Raw genomic sequence first — 15,497 nt, 5'->3', positions numbered from 1 at the left:
CTAGCTGCGGCGCCTGTTGCCAGTGGTGCGGTAGACGTCAAAGACACCGTCGATCCGTCGCACGGCGTTCAGGACGTGGTGCAGGTACTTCGGATCGCCCATCTCAAAGGCGAACTTCGAGATGGCCACCCTGTCACTCGAAGTGTGAACCGAGGCGGCGAGGATGTTGACGTGGTTCTCCGACAGGATGCGGGTCACATCGGAGAGCAAGGACTTACGGTCCAGCGCCTCCACCTGGATCTCCACCAGGAAGACACTCGACTGTGTGGGAGCCCATTCGACTTCGACGATTCTGTCCGGCTGGTCCCGGAGCCCGGAGACGTTGGTGCAGTCTGTCCTGTGGACGGATACTCCTGAGCCACGGGTAACGAAGCCAAGGATGGGATCCGGTGGCACCGGGGTACAGCACCGCGCCAGCTTGACCCAGACATCGCCCACACCGCGCACGATGACACCGGAGTCCGAGAACTTCGACTTGGCAACCTGCGTGGGAATGCTGACCTCGTCGAGGTCTTCGTCCGGGGTTTCATGGCCACCCAGGTGCTCGACGAGCTTTTCCATGACGGACTGGGCGGACGTATGCCCGTCACCTACGCCCGCGTAGAGTCCGGAGATGTCGACGTAGTGGAAGTCTTCGGCGACAGCTGACAGAGCGTCATGGGTCATGAGGCGCTGCAACGGGAGGTTCTGCTTTCGCATGGCCCGCGTCAGCATGTCCTTGCCTCGGTCGATCGCCTCTTCACGACGTTCCTTCGTGAACCACTGGCGGATCTTGTTGCGTGCACGCGCAGACTTGACGAAGTGCTGCCAGTCCTGGCTGGGGCCGGCTCCTTCGGCCTTGGAGGTAAAGATCTCCACCCAGTCGCCATGGTTCAACTCGCTGTTGAGGGGAACCAACTTGCCGTTGACACGCGCGCCGATGGTCCTGTGACCCACCTCGGTATGGACGGCATAGGCGAAGTCCACAGGGGTGGAACCAGCCGGAAGAGCCATGACCTCACCCTTGGGGGTAAAGACGAAAACTTCCCGTGCATTGATTTCGTAACGCAGTGAATCCAGGAACTCACCGGGATCGGACGTTTCCTGTTGCCAGTCCACCAACGACCTCAGCCAGCCCATGTCGCCATCGCGGGGGCTGCCAGGGCCCTGTGCCGTCCGGTTGGGCTGATCCTTGTACTTCCAGTGCGCTGCCACACCGTACTCTGCCCGGCGGTGCATCTCATGGGTACGGATCTGGATCTCCACAGGCTTGCCGCCCGGGCCGATCACTGTGGTGTGCAGAGATTGGTACATGTTGAATTTGGGCATGGCGATGTAATCCTTGAAACGTCCCGGCAGGGGGTTCCATCGCGAATGCAAGGTACCAAGGGCTGCGTAACAGTCCCGGACGGAGTCCACCAGGACGCGCACGCCCATGAGGTCGTTGATGTCGTCGAAGTCCTTATCCCGGACGATCATCTTTTGGTAAATGGAGTAGTAGTGCTTGGGTCGGCCAGTGATGGTCGCCTTGATCCGCGCCGTCCGGAGATCATCCGCTATCTGGTTGCGGATGACGCTGAGGCTCTTCTCGCGCTCCGGCGTCCGGTCTCCCACCATTCGCACGATTTCCTCGTACACCTTGGGGTATAAGGCGGCGAAGGACAGGTCTTCGAGTTCCCATTTGATGGTGTTCATGCCCAGGCGGTGGGCCAAGGGTGCGAAGATTTCCAAGGTTTCGCGGGCCTTGCGTGAAGAGGACTCAGCAGAGACGAAGCGCCACGTACGTGCGTTGTGCAGGCGGTCGGCCAACTTGATCATGAGGACGCGGATGTCCTTGGCCATGGCCACAACCATCTTGCGGACGGTCTCCGATTGCGCGGCTTCGCCAAAGCTGACCTTGTCCAGTTTGGTCACGCCGTCCACCAGCATGGCAACCTCGGGACCGAAGTCCCGCGTCAGGTCAGCGAGGGTGTACGGGGTGTCCTCTACGGTGTCGTGGAGCAACGCGGCGGCCAACGTGGTGCCCGTCATTCCAAGCTCAGCCAAGATGGTGGCCACGGCCACGGGATGGGTGATGTAGGGATCACCGCTCTTGCGTTTCTGGCCCTGGTGGCTTCGCTCTGCGACGGCGAAGGCCCGCTGGATCAAGTCAAAATCTTCTTTGGGGTTGTTGGCCCGCACTGTCCGCAACAGGGGTTCCAGGATCGGAGAGTACGGGGCGACGCCGCGGCCGGTCAGCCGGGCGAGCCGGGAACGCGTACGCTCCCGCCGCCCCGGGAAGGTGGGACGCACGCCAGGGGTATCGACCGGAACTGCTCCCGCAGTCCGTCCAGCCACGCTTGTTGCCGGAACCGCCACAGCATTGTGGCCGTCTTCCCCGCCCGCCGGTGGTGCCGACGTCGCACGTTCTTCCACAGAAGTACCCCTCACAACCGATTTAATTCTCCCAGTCTATTCCCGCAAGTGAATGCTTCTGCAACTGGGCAGCACATGACGGGCGGACGGGCAAGTCAAAGAGCCGGCCCCCGCATTGGTGCGGGGACCGGCTCACGATCAAACTACAGCCCTAAACAGTGGCTTCGGCCCTGCGGTGGGCTACCTTTTTGGCCTGCTTCACAAGGTCCGGTTCACCCTGGCGCAGCCACGCATACAACGGCGCCGCAATGAAGATCGTTGCTGCCGTACCGATGAGGATGCCGACGAACAATGCCAGCGAAAGGTCGCGCAGCGTGCCCGCACCCAGGAGCCCGGCACCGATGAAGAGGATCGCTGCCACCGGGAGCACGGCGACCATCATGGTGTTGATGGAGCGGACCAGTGTTTGGTTGACGGCCAGGTTGACCTCTTCGCCAAAAGTGCGGCGCGTGGAGGTGGAAATGTCCGCAGTGTTTTCACGAATCTTGTCGAAGACCACCACAGTGTCGTAAAGCGAGTAGCTGAGCACGGTCAGGAAGCCGATGATCGCCGACGGCGTGACTTCAAAGTCGCTCAGGGCGTACACGCCCGCTGTGGTGAACATCGTGACGAGCATGCCAACGAGGGCCGACAGCGACATCTTCCAGGTCCTGAAGTACAGCGCCATCAGGACAGCTGCCAAACCAACGAAGACCACCAAACCTATGAGGGCCTGCCGCGTGACATCCTGTCCCCAGGTTGGACCCACGAAGTTGGAGGTCACTTCGTTTTCAGTGACCCCGTAGGCGCTGGTGAGGCCGTCCTTGATGCGGTTCGTCTCATCGTCGGTCAACTGGTCTGTCTGGATCCGCATGGTGTTGCCGGCCACGTTCGCGACCCGGGGAATAGCGCCGGGTACGACGTCGTGAACGGCCTTTTCGCCGAGGCTCGCGTCGGTGGTGCTCACGTTGGAGACGGTGAACTCCGAGCCGCCACGGAACTCGATGCCAAGGTTGAAACCGCCCTTGGCCACCGGGATAAGGATGGAGAGCGCCACGGCAACGGCCGCGATGATGAACCAGATCTTCTTCGAATTGACGAAGTTGTACGAGCGCTTGCCCGTGTACAGCTCATGGCCGAAGGTTGCGAAGCTCGTAGTCATTACTTCTCCTCCTTGGTTGCCTTGGAGGAACCAGTCAGCTGGCCCTTCTCGGCCAGACGTCGTTCGGCGATGGTCATGCGACGTTCGGCTTCGGCAACAGCACCGGTGTTGCGCGCACGTACGGGCGTGGGCTTCTCATCGGGAGCACGGAGCCGCCCCGCGCCACGGTACAGCGGAATTGCACCAAGACGGTCCGGGGAAAGGCCCGAGAAACGGTGTCCTTCTCCGAAGAACTTGGTGCGTGCCAAGACCTGCAGCATGGGGTGCGTGAACATGAAGACGACCAGGAGGTCGGCAAGCGCCGTCAGGCCCAAGGTGAAGGCGAAGCCGCGCACATTACCAACAGCAACGAAGTAAAGGACAAGGGCAGCCAGGAGGTTGACGGCCTTGGAGGCCAGCACCGTGCGCTTGGCACGCTTCCAGCCATTCTCCACGGCGGACACCAGACCACGGCCCTCGCGCAGTTCATCACGGATGCGCTCGAAGTAGACGATGAAGGAGTCTGCAGTCTGTCCGATAGCCACGATCAAACCGGCGACGCCGGCAAGGGAGAGCCGATAATTCTCGGTCCAACCAAGGATCGCAATGGCCAAGTATGTCAGGACACCGGCCACCACGAGGGAGGCGATGGTGACAAGGCCAAGGGCCCGGTATTGGAAGAGTGAGTAAACCACAACCAGGAACAAGCCAATCATGCCTGCCAGCAACCCGAGGCGAAGCTGGTCGCCACCAAGTGTGGCCGAGATCTGCTCCTGTGACTGGATCTCGAAGCTGATGGGAAGCGCGCCATAACGAAGTTGGTCGGAAAGCGCCTTGGCAGTCGCCTGGGTGAAGTTGCCGGTGATCTGTGGGCGTCCGTCAGTAATCACTGCCAGGGAACGCGGCGCGGAAATGACTTTGTCGTCCAGGACGATGGCGAACTGGGACTTGGGATCGTCAGTTCCTTGGGCCTGCGCCGCCACATAGTACTGGTTGAGACGCTCTGTGACGGCCTTGAACTTCTCCGTGGCATCCGCATTGAAGACGATGTTCACGCCCCAGGAGTTGGTGACCGAACCCTGGGCGCCCTGCACCTGGGAGAAGGTGGAATCGCTGATGTCCTGGCCTCGGACTTCTACCGGCCCAAGGATGTACTTGATGGCGGGCGTCGTAGCCGTGGCAGCTTCGCAGGTCACAAGGGGCTTGGCCGGATCGGAGCGTTCACGCCTTTCAGTCGAAGGATTGACGCAGTCCAGAGCTTCGAATTCCTTCTGGACTTCCGGGGTTATCCAGTTGACATCACTGGCGTTGGCCGGTTCCGCCGTCGGCTTGTTCAGCTGGTCATCCGGTGTGCGCGATTCCACGGGAACGGCGGCGGGATCGCCATAGGTGATCACCGGCCGGAAGTTCATGTCGGCGGAAGCCTGGATCAAGTCGCGGGTTTCCTTGGACGGAGTTCCCGGAAGGCTGACCACCACATTGCGGCCGGACTGGGTGCTGATTTCGGCTTCAGCAACGCCTGATCCGTCAACGCGCTGCCGGATGATGGCAACTGCCTGGTTGAGCTGCTCCTCATTAATCTCGCTGGAACCCTCAACCCTGGGGGCCAGGATCATTTGGGTGCCGCCTTCAAGGTCCAAAGCAAGCTTGGGAGCCCAACTGGCGTTGCCAGTCACCACTCCGCCAGCCAGGACAGCGGTGAGTACAACGAATATTGCTCCAAGCCAGGTCAGCACCCTGCGGGCTGAATTTTTGGGGCGGGTCCGTGCCATTATCGATCTTCCTGTTATCGCCGAACAGCCGCCGGCGCACGCTGGTGAGCGTCTGCCGGCGGCTTTCCGCTGCCGTAGAAGTTGTCTTCCGCGGTGTTGCCGCGACTGACGATGCTAGTTGTCCTTCTTGTCCTCTTTGTTGAGGCGCGCGATGGTTTCTTCCGGCGTCTCAACAGCGGCAGGAGATTCGGTGTCCGCGGTGGTCAAGGAAGAAGCGTCGTCCGGAACAACGGGGGCTTCCTCGGAAGCCGGTTCGACTACCTTGGTGACCGCTTGGCGGTGCACCGTGGCCTCATTGCCCGGGGAAAGTTCGATGACGACCTTGTTCTCGGCTTCGTCGATGGAGACGATGCGGCCAAAAAGACCGAAGCTGGTCATGACGTCGACGCCCGGAGCGAACTTGGACTGCATCGCAGCCTGCTGCTGCTGGGTCTTCTTGTTGCGGCGGAACATCATGAAGACAAAGAGTCCAAGCATGACGAACAGCAATATGGTCATTGGATCCACAGGGAAGTTCCGTTCTGTACTTACGTTTTGGTTCACGGCAACGTCCCTGGCAGATCCGCGAGGCGGGCGCATGGATCAAGGACTCGAACGTGCCGAGCGTCATACCAGTCTAGAGGGAAAAGCTGAACACGGCGTGTTAACCGATGGTATCTACGCTTTCGGCGTGGTTTTCGTCTTCGCCGAAGAGAGCCAAGGCCTCCTGGCCGAACACCCCGGCCGGCACAGCATAACCAAGATGCGTCCAGGCCGATGCCATGGCGATGCGGCCCCGCGGCGTGCGCCCCAGCAGTCCCTCACGCACCAGGAACGGCTCGGCCACGGTTTCCACTGTTTCCGGCTCCTCGCCTACAGCGATCGCCAAAGTGGACAGGCCAACAGGACCACCATTGAACTTGGTGATCAACGCTTCAAGCACGGAGCGATCCAACCGATCCAGTCCCCGGGCGTCCACTTCATACATATCCAAAGCCGCCGACGCCGACCTGGCGTCAATTTGTTCGATGCCGTGAACCAGGGCCCAGTCGCGGACGCGGCGAAGAAGGCGGTTCGCGATACGAGGCGTGCCGCGAGACCGGCCGGCGATCTCCGTAAACCCGGCAGAGTTCACCTTCAAATCCAGAAGACCGGCAGAACGCCGAAGGACCAATTCCAGCTCGGCAACCGAGTAGAACTCGAGGTGCCCGGTAAAGCCGAACCGGTCGCGCAACGGACCTGGCAGGAGGCCGGCGCGCGTGGTAGCCCCTACCAACGTGAAGGGCGGAAGTTCAAGGGGTATGGCGGTAGCGCCTGCTCCCTTGCCCACCACAATGTCCACCCGGAAGTCCTCCATTGCCATATAGAGCATTTCCTCCGCCGGCCGGGACATCCTGTGGATCTCGTCGAGGAACAGGACCTCCCCTTCGGACAAAGAAGAGAGGATGGCGGCGAGGTCTCCGGCGTGCTGGATGGCCGGACCACTGCTAATGCGCAGCGGCGCGTTCATTTCTGCGGCGATGATCATGGCCAGGGTGGTCTTGCCGAGTCCGGGCGGACCGGACATCAAAACATGGTCGGCGCTGCGTCCCCGCATTTTTGACGCTTCAAGGACGAGCGCCAGCTGTTTACGGACGCGGTGCTGGCCAACGAAATCGTGCAGGTTCTTAGGGCGGAGGGCGGCTTCAATAACCCGCTCCTCCGGCTCCTCTCCCCCGTTGACGAGAGACTGTTCAGCCACGGCTGCCTACGCGGTTGCCGGCGCGGGCGCCGTCCTGGCCCAGCCAACGCAGGGTGGCGCGGAGGATTTGAGCCACGTTTCCTGCATCCACCAGCTCCGGCGAATCGGCCATGGCTTTGTCGATGCTTCCTGTGGCGTCTTTCTCGGACCAGCCCAGGCTGGTCATCGCAGCAACTACTTGCGGCTTCCATTCGGCCTTGATGGCGGTCTCGGGGGCCGAGGCTGTACCCGTGCCGTGCGGGACCAACTTACCGGCCAGCTCCAGGACAATCCGGCCGGCGACCTTGGGGCCAATTCCCGGCACCTTAGTGAATGCTTTGCCGTCGCCGGTATGGGCTGCCACCCGGATTGCTTCGGGCTCGTGTACCGCCAAAACAGCCAGCGCCAACCTCGGCCCCACTCCGCTGACGCTGAGCAGGACATCGAAGACTTCGCGTTCGTCGTCGTCCGCGAAACCGAACAATGTGAGTGAATCTTCCCGGACGATCATGGAGGTGAAGAGCTTGGCTTCGGTTCCAACTTTGAGGTGGCTCAGGGTCTGCGGCGTGGCGTAGACGCTCATACCCGCACCGTTGAGGTCAATGACGGCGGTGGACAACCCCACGTGGGCTACGGTTCCACGGAGAAAACTGATCAAGACCCGGCTCCTGAATTAATACGGCCCAAAGCTGTTAGGGCCCGATGCGGACTATCCGAACATATCTACGAATACCCTAGCAAGGACGGCGCGCAATCACCGTCCGCGGCGCGCTTTTGCTTCGGCTTCGGCCCATGCCTTCTGTGCCGGAGTCAGCGAGCCGGCACCCGGAACGCCACCAGCCGCCCCCATTCCACTGCCTGCACGCCACGCGTGAGTGAGGGCAAGGGCCAGGGCATCAGCAGCGTCTGCCGGCTTGGGTGGAGCATCCAATCGCAGGATCTTGGTCACCAGCTTGGTCACGGCGTCCTTGTTGGCAGTGCCACTACCGGTCACCGCGGCCTTGACTTCGGACGGCGTATGCAAGGCGACGGGGATGCCCCGGCGGGCGGCGGCCGCAATCACCACGCCGGAGGCCTGGGCGACACCCATCACGGTACTGACGTTCATCTGAGAGAAAACACGTTCGACGGCGACGACGTCGGGCTCGTGCCGGTCAAGCCATTCATCGATGGCTTCGGCGATCACCAGCAAGCGCTTGTCCAGGGTCAATTCGGCCGAGGTTCCAACAACCCCCACGGCAACCATGGTGGCGCGTCGATTCCGTTCGATGTCCACCACGCCGATGCCGCAACGGGTAAGGCCCGGATCGACTCCCAATACGCGAAGAGTCAAGTCCGGGCCTTCCTGTTTGATGTCAAAATTGTGTGCTGCCCCGGCCTACTCGGCGTCGAGGGCAGCCTGCACTTCCTCGCTGAAGTCAGCATTGCTGTAGACATTCTGGACATCGTCCAGGTCTTCCAGCGCATCGACGAGCTTCATGAACTTCTTGGCACCGTCAACATCGAGTTCCACCTGCATGGAGGGCACGAACTCGGCCTCATCGGTTTCGTAGTCGATGCCGGCATCCTTGAGGGCGTCACGGATGGCTTGAAGGTCAGAGGGCTCGGAATGAATTTCCCAGTTCTCGCCACTGTCCTTCACTTCTTCGGCTCCTGCTTCCAGGACGGCCATCAGGATGTCATCCTCGCTGAGGCCGTTCTTCGGCAGAACCACGACACCCTTGCGGGCAAACAGGTAGCTGACAGAACCGGGATCGGCGATGGTGCCGCCGTTGCGCGAAATGGCGAGGCGCACCTCTGAAGCTGCCCGGTTCTTGTTATCGGTCAGACATTCGATCAGCAAGGCCGAACCCTGCGGACCGCGGGCTTCGTACATGATTTCGGTGTAGTCGACTACCTCACCGGTAAGGCCTGCTCCACGTTTGATGGCGCGGTCGATGTTGTCGTTGGGAACCGAGGTCTTCTTTGCCTTGGTGACGGCGAGTTCCAAGCCAGGGTTACCGGCAAGGTCCGGGCCACCCATGCGGGCAGCAACTTCGATGTTCTTGATCAGTTTTGCGAACGACTTTGCACGCCTGCTATCAATGATGGCTTTCTTGTGCTTTGTGGTCGCCCATTTGGAGTGGCCTGACATGCTTTACGCTTCTCCTCTGATCATTCGAATAAAGAGTTCATGCACGCGCTTCTCCCCAGTCACTTCCGGGTGGAAGGAGGTGGCCAGCAGGTGGCCGGAGCGCACTGCAACAATTCTAGCCACTCCGTGCAAAGTAGCCGTGTGGCTGGCATGGTCCGGATCAACCTGCGCCAGGATTTCAACGTCCGGGCCTACACGTTCCACCCACGGTCCACGGATGAATACAGCGTGAACGGGATCCACGCCTGACTCGCCGGCGCTGAAGTCCAAGCCTTTGAAATCAAGATCCGTTTCGAAGGATTCGCGCTGGCGGCCAAAAGCGTTTCGGCGCACAGTGATGTCCAGGCCACCGAAGGTCTGCTGCGGATTCCCATCGAGATCCTTTGCGGGGTCGGCAATCTCGTCGGCCAGCAGGATCATTCCAGCGCAGGAGCCGTAGACGGGAAGGCCGTCCGCTATCCGCTTTCGGATCGGATCCCGAACTTCGAAAATCCGGGACAGTTTGTCGATGGTGGTGGATTCGCCGCCGGGGATGATCAGGCCGTCAATGTCGTCCAGCTCGGACGGCCGGCGGATGCCCACGCCGGTGGCTCCAGAGGCCTCCACAGCGTGGATATGCTCGCGGAAGTCGCCCTGGAGTGCCAGAACGCCGATCCTGAGTCCTGAACCCACGCGCGATGAAGCGTCGGAAAGGGGGTTGGTCATTGATCCATCATAGTGCGGCGTACCTGCCGCCACGTCTTCTGCGACCTCCGCGGACTGCCCGCGGGCCGGGTTCCATGCCCTGACTGGGATATATTACAGAGCATGCTTTCCTTCAGCGTCCCCCTCGGCAAGCTGGTCCGCACACTGTCCCGGCTTCGGGGTGGAGGATCGGCTTTTCCCGGCCTCGTGGTCGAGAAGATCGACCCCGGCTTCATGCAGCGAACGCTGGCCTCACTCCCCCACGGCGTGGCCGTGGTCAGTGGCACCAACGGCAAAACCACCACCACCAAGATGGTTGTGGAGCTCCTCGAAAGCCAGGGCCTGAAGGTCTTCACCAACCGCACCGGCAGCAACTTCACCCGTGGCGTGGCCGCTTCGCTCCTCGGTGAGGTGGATTGGCGCGGAAGACTTGACGCCGACATCGCCATCCTCGAACTCGATGAAGCCCATGCCGTGCACTTCGTCAACAAGGTCCAGCCCCGCTTCAGCCTCCTGCTGAATGTCCTCCGCGACCAATTGGACCGCTTTGGCGAAATTGACAAGACCGCCCGTCTGCTGGAGCACATCGCGTCCAAGACAACGGACACTGTGGTCCTGAACCGCGAGGATCCGCGCGTAGCCCGCATCGCCAGGATCGTCCATGGCGTTGACGCGCTGCACCACCCCAACGTCCGGTATTTCGGTCTCGATGAATCCCTGCGGAGCACCTTTCCCAACGACGACGAAATGCGGACTTCCGGCTCAGGGCCGTCGCCATCGGGCACTTCGGTTGCCGCGGCGGCTGGTGAGGTGGTCGATTTGCCGGCCGCCGACGTCGTACTCCGCCGGGTTGGAGCGCAGGACGCTGACTTCGAGTTCGACGGTCAGACGGTCAGCACTGAGATGAAGCTGCGAGGCGTCTACAACATCTTCAATGCAGCTGCCGCCCTGTCGTTGGCGCGCGCCGTCCTCGGTACCGGCCCTGTCGACACTCCCAAGCTGGTGAAAGCCCTGGCCGATGTAGCTCCCGCGTTCGGTCGTGGCGAAAGCCTTACCGTGGACGGACAGCCCCTGGAACTTGTCCTCGTGAAGAACCCCAGCGGGTTCAGGCTCGGGCTCAAGTCTTTCCCCGCCGGTGGGTACGCCACGATGATCGCCATCAACGACAACTACGCGGACGGCCGGGACATGTCCTGGCTGTGGGATGTCGAATTCGAGTCCCTGCGGGAAGATGGCGTGGAAGTCCTCACCGGCGTCCGCGCCTACGACATGGCGCTGCGGCTGCAGTACGACGACGTTCCCTTCGGCGTCGTGGAGCCGGACATCACCGCCGCCTTGCGCACCTTCATCAACGGCTCCCGCGGCAAACCCAAGCGGATCTTCTGCACCTACACCTCCATGCTCGCTATTCGCCGCGAACTGGCCAAAATCACCATAGTTGAGGTGGTCTCATGACCTCGGAAGCACAATCCACCCCAGAGGCGCAGCAAAGCAAGGGAACACTCCGTGTCCTCCAGCTCTACCCGCGCGAAATGAACATCTATGGCGACTGGGGCAATGCCCTCGTCCTGAAGCAGCGCATCAAGTGGCACGGCTACACACCGGAGTTGCTGGAGTACAACGTGGGCGACGAGTTTCCCGGGGACATCGACATCGTGGTCGGTGGAGGCGGGCAGGACAGCGGCCAGGTGGTCATTCAGGACGACCTCCAGGCACGGGCCGATCATCTCCGGGAACTCGCCGATGCCGGTGCACCCATGTTGGTGATATGCGGTCTCTATCAGCTGTTCGGCAAGTTCTTCAAGACCAGCGCCGGACCAACAATTCCCGGAATCGGCATCCTGGACGTCGAAACCCATGGTACGGATGAGCGGCTCATCGGAAACGTGATCATGAAGTCCACCGAGTTCGGAGACATCATGGGCTACGAAAACCACAGCGGGCAGACCACCCTGGGTCCCGGCGTCGAGCCTCTGGGAATCGTCACCAAGGGGGCCGGAAACAACAGCAAGGATGGACACGAGGGCGCCCGCTACAACAATGTTGTAGCCAGCTACCTGCACGGTTCATTGCTGCCGAAAAACCCGGCGATTGCCGACTTCCTGATCCGAACGGCAGCCGAACGCAAGTACGGCACTTTCGTCCCGGGAGCGCCCGACGACGACTACGCCCGCCTCGCGCGCGAACACGCCGCCCGACGGCCGCGCTAGGGCCTATTTTTCCTTGGTGATCAAGAGTTCGTGGGCGCCGGCAGTCGCTGCGCCCATGGACTCAACCACCGCTTTGGTTCGCTGGTAGGTCGCAGCGTCGGCGGCAGGGGTTGCGCAGACTCCCTGTGGAGCATCGCTGGCCACCGAGCACCACCGGTAGGGATCCCGGACAATGACGGACGGAGCCCATGCCAGGTCCGAAGCGGTCCAGACACCTGCGGAATTCTGGCTGAACTGGGCCCTGACCAGAAGCCCCTCGTTATTGACCACGTACCAAGGCGACAATTCCGTGATGCCGTTTCCCAGTCCATAGACAATCCACGTGCCCTTGTAGTTCTCGATCGGCAACACGGAGTGGGTGTGGTGCCCATAGATCATGGTGAACTGCCCGCTGTCGATGAGGGCGTGCGCCACTTCCTGCTGCTGCGCGTTTGCTTCGCTGGCGTACTCGTCACCCGCATGCATGACACCCAGTACGATGTCTGCCCCCAGTGCCTTGGCCTGCGTCGCTTTTGCGATCATTGCTGTGGGATCAAGCTCATCCACCAACCACGGGTACTCGGGTATCTGTCCGTTGTGGCCGTATGTCCCGATGATGACTGCTACCTTTGCAGCGTCTGTTTCAAGCATCAGTATTTCCTTGGACGCGGCCTCAGTCCGGTAGGAGCCGGTGTGCTTGAGCCCGGCCGCGTCGAGTGCATCGAGCGTCCGCAGAAGCCCGTCGGTCCCGCGGTCAATAGTGTGGTTACTCGCCGTAGTGCACGCCTGGTAACCAACATCCTTCGAAGCCGTGACGATCTGCGGTGGAACGTTGAAGGACGGGTAGGCCGAAAATGGTCCCTCCGGCGTGGCCACCGGCGTCTCCTGATGGCAGATTGCGAGGTCGCTGTTGCGGATATAGCGGCGTTGACCTTCGAGGAGGGGAACAAAGGTGTAGCCGGGCAACCCTGCCGCCGCGGCGTCAGCCCTCGCTTGTTGCCAGAGTTGGGTATGGACCAGCATGTCGCCGGTCACCGTAATGGAGGTGCAACGCAGTTCCGGGCACGCAGGGCCTTTGCCGGGGGTCGGGTTCGGAGCAGGAGTACGCGTTGGTGCCGGCGTCTCCATGGCTGGAGCCGTAGCGGCATTACTGCGGTTCTGGTCCTCGTTTTCTGCAATGACACCGCATGCACCCAGAGACAGGGCAAGAGCCGCGGTCATCAGCACGATTGCCGACTTTGGAGGACGTATCCACGCCACCGTAGATGTGATTTTGCCCATGCTTTTCATCCTAGGGCGGAAGACCGGCCGAACCGTGCGCGCCGCTCTTGAGGACACGATTCTTACGTGAAAGAGTCACTTCATGACCAATCCCCTCCTGAGTCCCAGCCCTTTGCCGTACGGCCTTACGCCTTTCGCCGGCATCACTCCTGAGCATTATGCCGAGGCTGTCGATGCCGGATTGGCCGGCCACCTGCAGGAAATCCAACTGATCTCGGGCAATCCCGAACCCGCGACCTTCGAGAACACGGCCGTGCCCATGGAGCAGTCGGGACTCCTCCTGGACAGGGCCGCGGCAGCGTTCTTCACGCTTGTCGCAGCAGATGCTTCCCCTGCCATCAAAGAGCTCGAGACAGTGCTGTCACCCAAGTTCTCGGCGCATCAGGATGCGGTGTACATGAACCGGGACCTCTACGAACGATTCGCCGCCATCGATGCCGGAGAACTCGACGCCGAGTCTGCACGATTGGTGGAGGAATATCTTAAAGAGTTCCGGCAGTCCGGCATCCAACTCAATGAGGAAGGCCAGGCCCGACTGCGTGAAGTCAACGCGGAGCTCTCACGCTTGGGCACCGAATTTGGCCAGCGCGTCAAGGAGGCCATGAAGGTCTCCGCGCTTCTCTTGGACGACGCCGGCGACCTTGCCGGGCTGCCGGCTGAAGGTATCGCCGGCGCAGCCGAAGCCGCGAAGGCCGCTGGGCATGACAGGAAGTACCTACTGACGCTGATCCAACCCAGCAACCAGCCGGCCCTGGCATCGTTGGAGAACCGGTCCATCCGCCGTCGTCTGCATGAGGCGTCCCTGGCGCGCGGCATCGACGGCGGGGAACTGGATGTGCGCGACCTCGTAACTGCCATAGTCCAGTTGCGGGCGGAGAAGGCATCACTGCTGGGATTCGCGAACTTTGCCGAACTGGTGGTGGACCAGCAGACAGCACCTGAGTTCGGCGAAGTCCAGGCGATGCTGCGCCGGATATCACCTGCGGCCATCCGCAACGCCCAGGCAGAAGCCGACGCCCTGGCGGAATCAGCCGGGCATGATCTGGAACCGTGGGATTGGGCCTACTATTCGGCCCGTGTCCGCAAAAACAAGTTCGAGGTGGATGAGCAGGCGCTGCGCCCCTACTTCAGCCTGGAGACCGTCCTCACCGACGGCATTTTCCATGCGGCCACCGAGCTTTACGGCATCACCTTCCACGAACGCGCCGACCTCGTCGGCTACCACCCTGACGTCCGCGTGTGGGAGGTCCGCGACCACGACGGCAGCGGCCTTGGGTTGTTCCTCGGCGACTACTACACGCGGGAGTCGAAGCGCGGAGGTGCCTGGATGAACTCCCTTGTGGAGCAGTCCCGACTGCTGGGCACAAAGTCCGTGGTGATCAACAACCTCAACATCACCAAGCCTTCCCCCGGCGAGCCGGCGCTGCTTTCCCTGGATGAGGTCCGGACCGTCTTCCACGAGTTTGGCCATGCACTGCACGGCCTGTTCTCGGATGTCACGTACCCGCGCTTCTCTGGAACGTCCGTTCCCCGCGACTTCGTGGAATACCCCTCGCAGGTCAATGAAATGTGGATCATGTGGCCCGAGGTCCTGACCAAATATGCCCGCCACTACTCCACAGGCGAAGTCCTCCCCCAGTCCACCGTGGACAAGCTAAATAACTCACTTCTGTGGGGCGAAGGATTCGCAACCACCGAGTACCTCGGGGCTGCGCTCCTGGACCTCGCATGGCATGTCCTCTCGGAAACGGATGTCCCGGACGATGTCCTCGCCTTCGAAGCCAAAGCCCTGGCCGACGCCGGCGTTGCGCACTCCTTGATTCCACCTCGGTACAGGACGGGCTACTTTCAGCACATTTTTGCCGGCGCGGGCTACGCAGCCGGCTATTACTCCTACATCTGGAGCGAGGTACTTGATGCAGACACTGTGGAATGGTTCAAGGAAAACGGCGGGCTGACGCGGGCGAACGGCGATTACTTCCGCTCTGAATTGCTTTCCCGGGGCAACAGCCGCGACCCGCTGGATTCATTCCGTGCCTTCCGTGGCCGGGACGCTGAGCTGGAACCCCTCCTGAAACGCCGCGGACTGGAATAGAAACGACGGCGGCGGCACGCTCGGCCGGGTTGCCGGACTTGAAGATCCCCGAACCAACGAACACGCCGTCAGCGCCGAGCTGCATCATCATCGCAGCATCAGCCGGGGTCGCGATGCCACCGGCAGTGA

Annotated in this window: 13 protein-coding genes and 1 pseudogene; 3 read left to right on the top strand and 11 right to left on the bottom strand. The window is 61.5% G+C overall.

What is annotated here, in order from left to right:
- The 9 genes from GVL04_RS02600 to pdxT form a co-directional block, all read right to left on the bottom strand.
- Positions 1 to 2,394: a bifunctional (p)ppGpp synthetase/guanosine-3',5'-bis(diphosphate) 3'-pyrophosphohydrolase gene (locus tag GVL04_RS02600; RefSeq protein WP_159699172.1), complete on the bottom strand. Its 2,394-nt coding sequence runs from the start codon at positions 2,392 to 2,394 to the stop codon at positions 1 to 3.
- Between the two features lie 151 nt (positions 2,395 to 2,545).
- Entirely contained in the window at positions 2,546 to 3,535 is a 990-nt protein-coding gene (gene secF / locus GVL04_RS02595) for a protein translocase subunit SecF (RefSeq protein ID WP_159699169.1), read from the bottom strand.
- Complete coding sequence (gene secD / locus GVL04_RS02590) at positions 3,535 to 5,286, bottom strand: protein translocase subunit SecD (RefSeq protein WP_159699166.1); 1,752 nt, start codon at positions 5,284 to 5,286, stop codon at positions 3,535 to 3,537. Before secD ends, secF begins: the two co-directional genes overlap by 1 nt.
- Positions 5,287 to 5,400: 114 nt before the next feature.
- Entirely contained in the window at positions 5,401 to 5,784 is a 384-nt protein-coding gene (gene yajC / locus GVL04_RS02585; RefSeq protein ID WP_200846730.1) for a preprotein translocase subunit YajC, read from the bottom strand.
- A 145-nt stretch (positions 5,785 to 5,929) separates the two neighbouring features.
- Positions 5,930 to 7,006: a Holliday junction branch migration DNA helicase RuvB gene (gene ruvB, locus GVL04_RS02580; protein ID WP_159699160.1), complete on the bottom strand. Its 1,077-nt coding sequence runs from the start codon at positions 7,004 to 7,006 to the stop codon at positions 5,930 to 5,932.
- Complete coding sequence (gene ruvA / locus GVL04_RS02575; RefSeq protein ID WP_159699157.1) at positions 6,999 to 7,643, bottom strand: Holliday junction branch migration protein RuvA; 645 nt, start codon at positions 7,641 to 7,643, stop codon at positions 6,999 to 7,001. Before ruvA ends, ruvB begins: the two co-directional genes overlap by 8 nt.
- Before the next feature lie 96 nt (positions 7,644 to 7,739).
- Positions 7,740 to 8,318, bottom strand: coding sequence for a crossover junction endodeoxyribonuclease RuvC (gene ruvC, locus GVL04_RS02570; protein ID WP_159699154.1), 579 nt, complete (start codon positions 8,316 to 8,318; stop codon positions 7,740 to 7,742).
- 45 nt (positions 8,319 to 8,363) lie between these two features.
- Positions 8,364 to 9,119, bottom strand: a complete 756-nt coding sequence (locus tag GVL04_RS02565) for a YebC/PmpR family DNA-binding transcriptional regulator (RefSeq protein WP_159699151.1) — start codon at positions 9,117 to 9,119, stop codon at positions 8,364 to 8,366.
- Between the two features lie 3 nt (positions 9,120 to 9,122).
- Positions 9,123 to 9,824, bottom strand: coding sequence for a pyridoxal 5'-phosphate synthase glutaminase subunit PdxT (gene pdxT / locus GVL04_RS02560; protein WP_159699148.1), 702 nt, complete (start codon positions 9,822 to 9,824; stop codon positions 9,123 to 9,125).
- 102 nt (positions 9,825 to 9,926) lie between these two features.
- Here pdxT and GVL04_RS02555 point away from each other — a divergent pair, with 102 nt between their 5' ends.
- Positions 9,927 to 11,258, top strand: a complete 1,332-nt coding sequence (locus tag GVL04_RS02555) for a Mur ligase family protein (RefSeq protein WP_159699145.1) — start codon at positions 9,927 to 9,929, stop codon at positions 11,256 to 11,258.
- The gene (locus GVL04_RS02550; protein WP_159699142.1) at positions 11,255 to 12,013 is read left to right on the top strand and encodes a type 1 glutamine amidotransferase; all 759 of its coding nucleotides are present in this window, start codon (positions 11,255 to 11,257) and stop codon (positions 12,011 to 12,013) included. The genes GVL04_RS02555 and GVL04_RS02550 overlap by 4 nt, the downstream gene beginning before the upstream one ends.
- A 3-nt stretch (positions 12,014 to 12,016) precedes the next feature.
- Here GVL04_RS02550 and GVL04_RS02545 read toward each other — a convergent pair whose 3' ends face one another.
- Positions 12,017 to 13,282, bottom strand: coding sequence for a CapA family protein (locus tag GVL04_RS02545; RefSeq protein ID WP_159699139.1), 1,266 nt, complete (start codon positions 13,280 to 13,282; stop codon positions 12,017 to 12,019).
- Positions 13,283 to 13,355: 73 nt separating this feature from the next.
- Between GVL04_RS02545 and GVL04_RS02540 the strand changes: the two genes are divergently transcribed.
- Positions 13,356 to 15,368: a M3 family metallopeptidase gene (locus GVL04_RS02540; RefSeq protein WP_159699136.1), complete on the top strand. Its 2,013-nt coding sequence runs from the start codon at positions 13,356 to 13,358 to the stop codon at positions 15,366 to 15,368.
- 1 nt (position 15,369) lies between these two features.
- Here the strand turns inward: GVL04_RS02540 and GVL04_RS02535 are convergent.
- Positions 15,370 to 15,497, bottom strand: a pseudogene (locus tag GVL04_RS02535) (pyridoxal 5'-phosphate synthase lyase subunit PdxS); the annotation flags it as partial.

Source organism: Arthrobacter sp. 18067 (genome assembly GCF_902706295.1).
Classification (GTDB): domain Bacteria; phylum Actinomycetota; class Actinomycetes; order Actinomycetales; family Micrococcaceae; genus Arthrobacter.
Note: the sequence above shows the minus strand (reverse complement) of the source record. Positions and strands in the feature narration are given on the sequence as shown.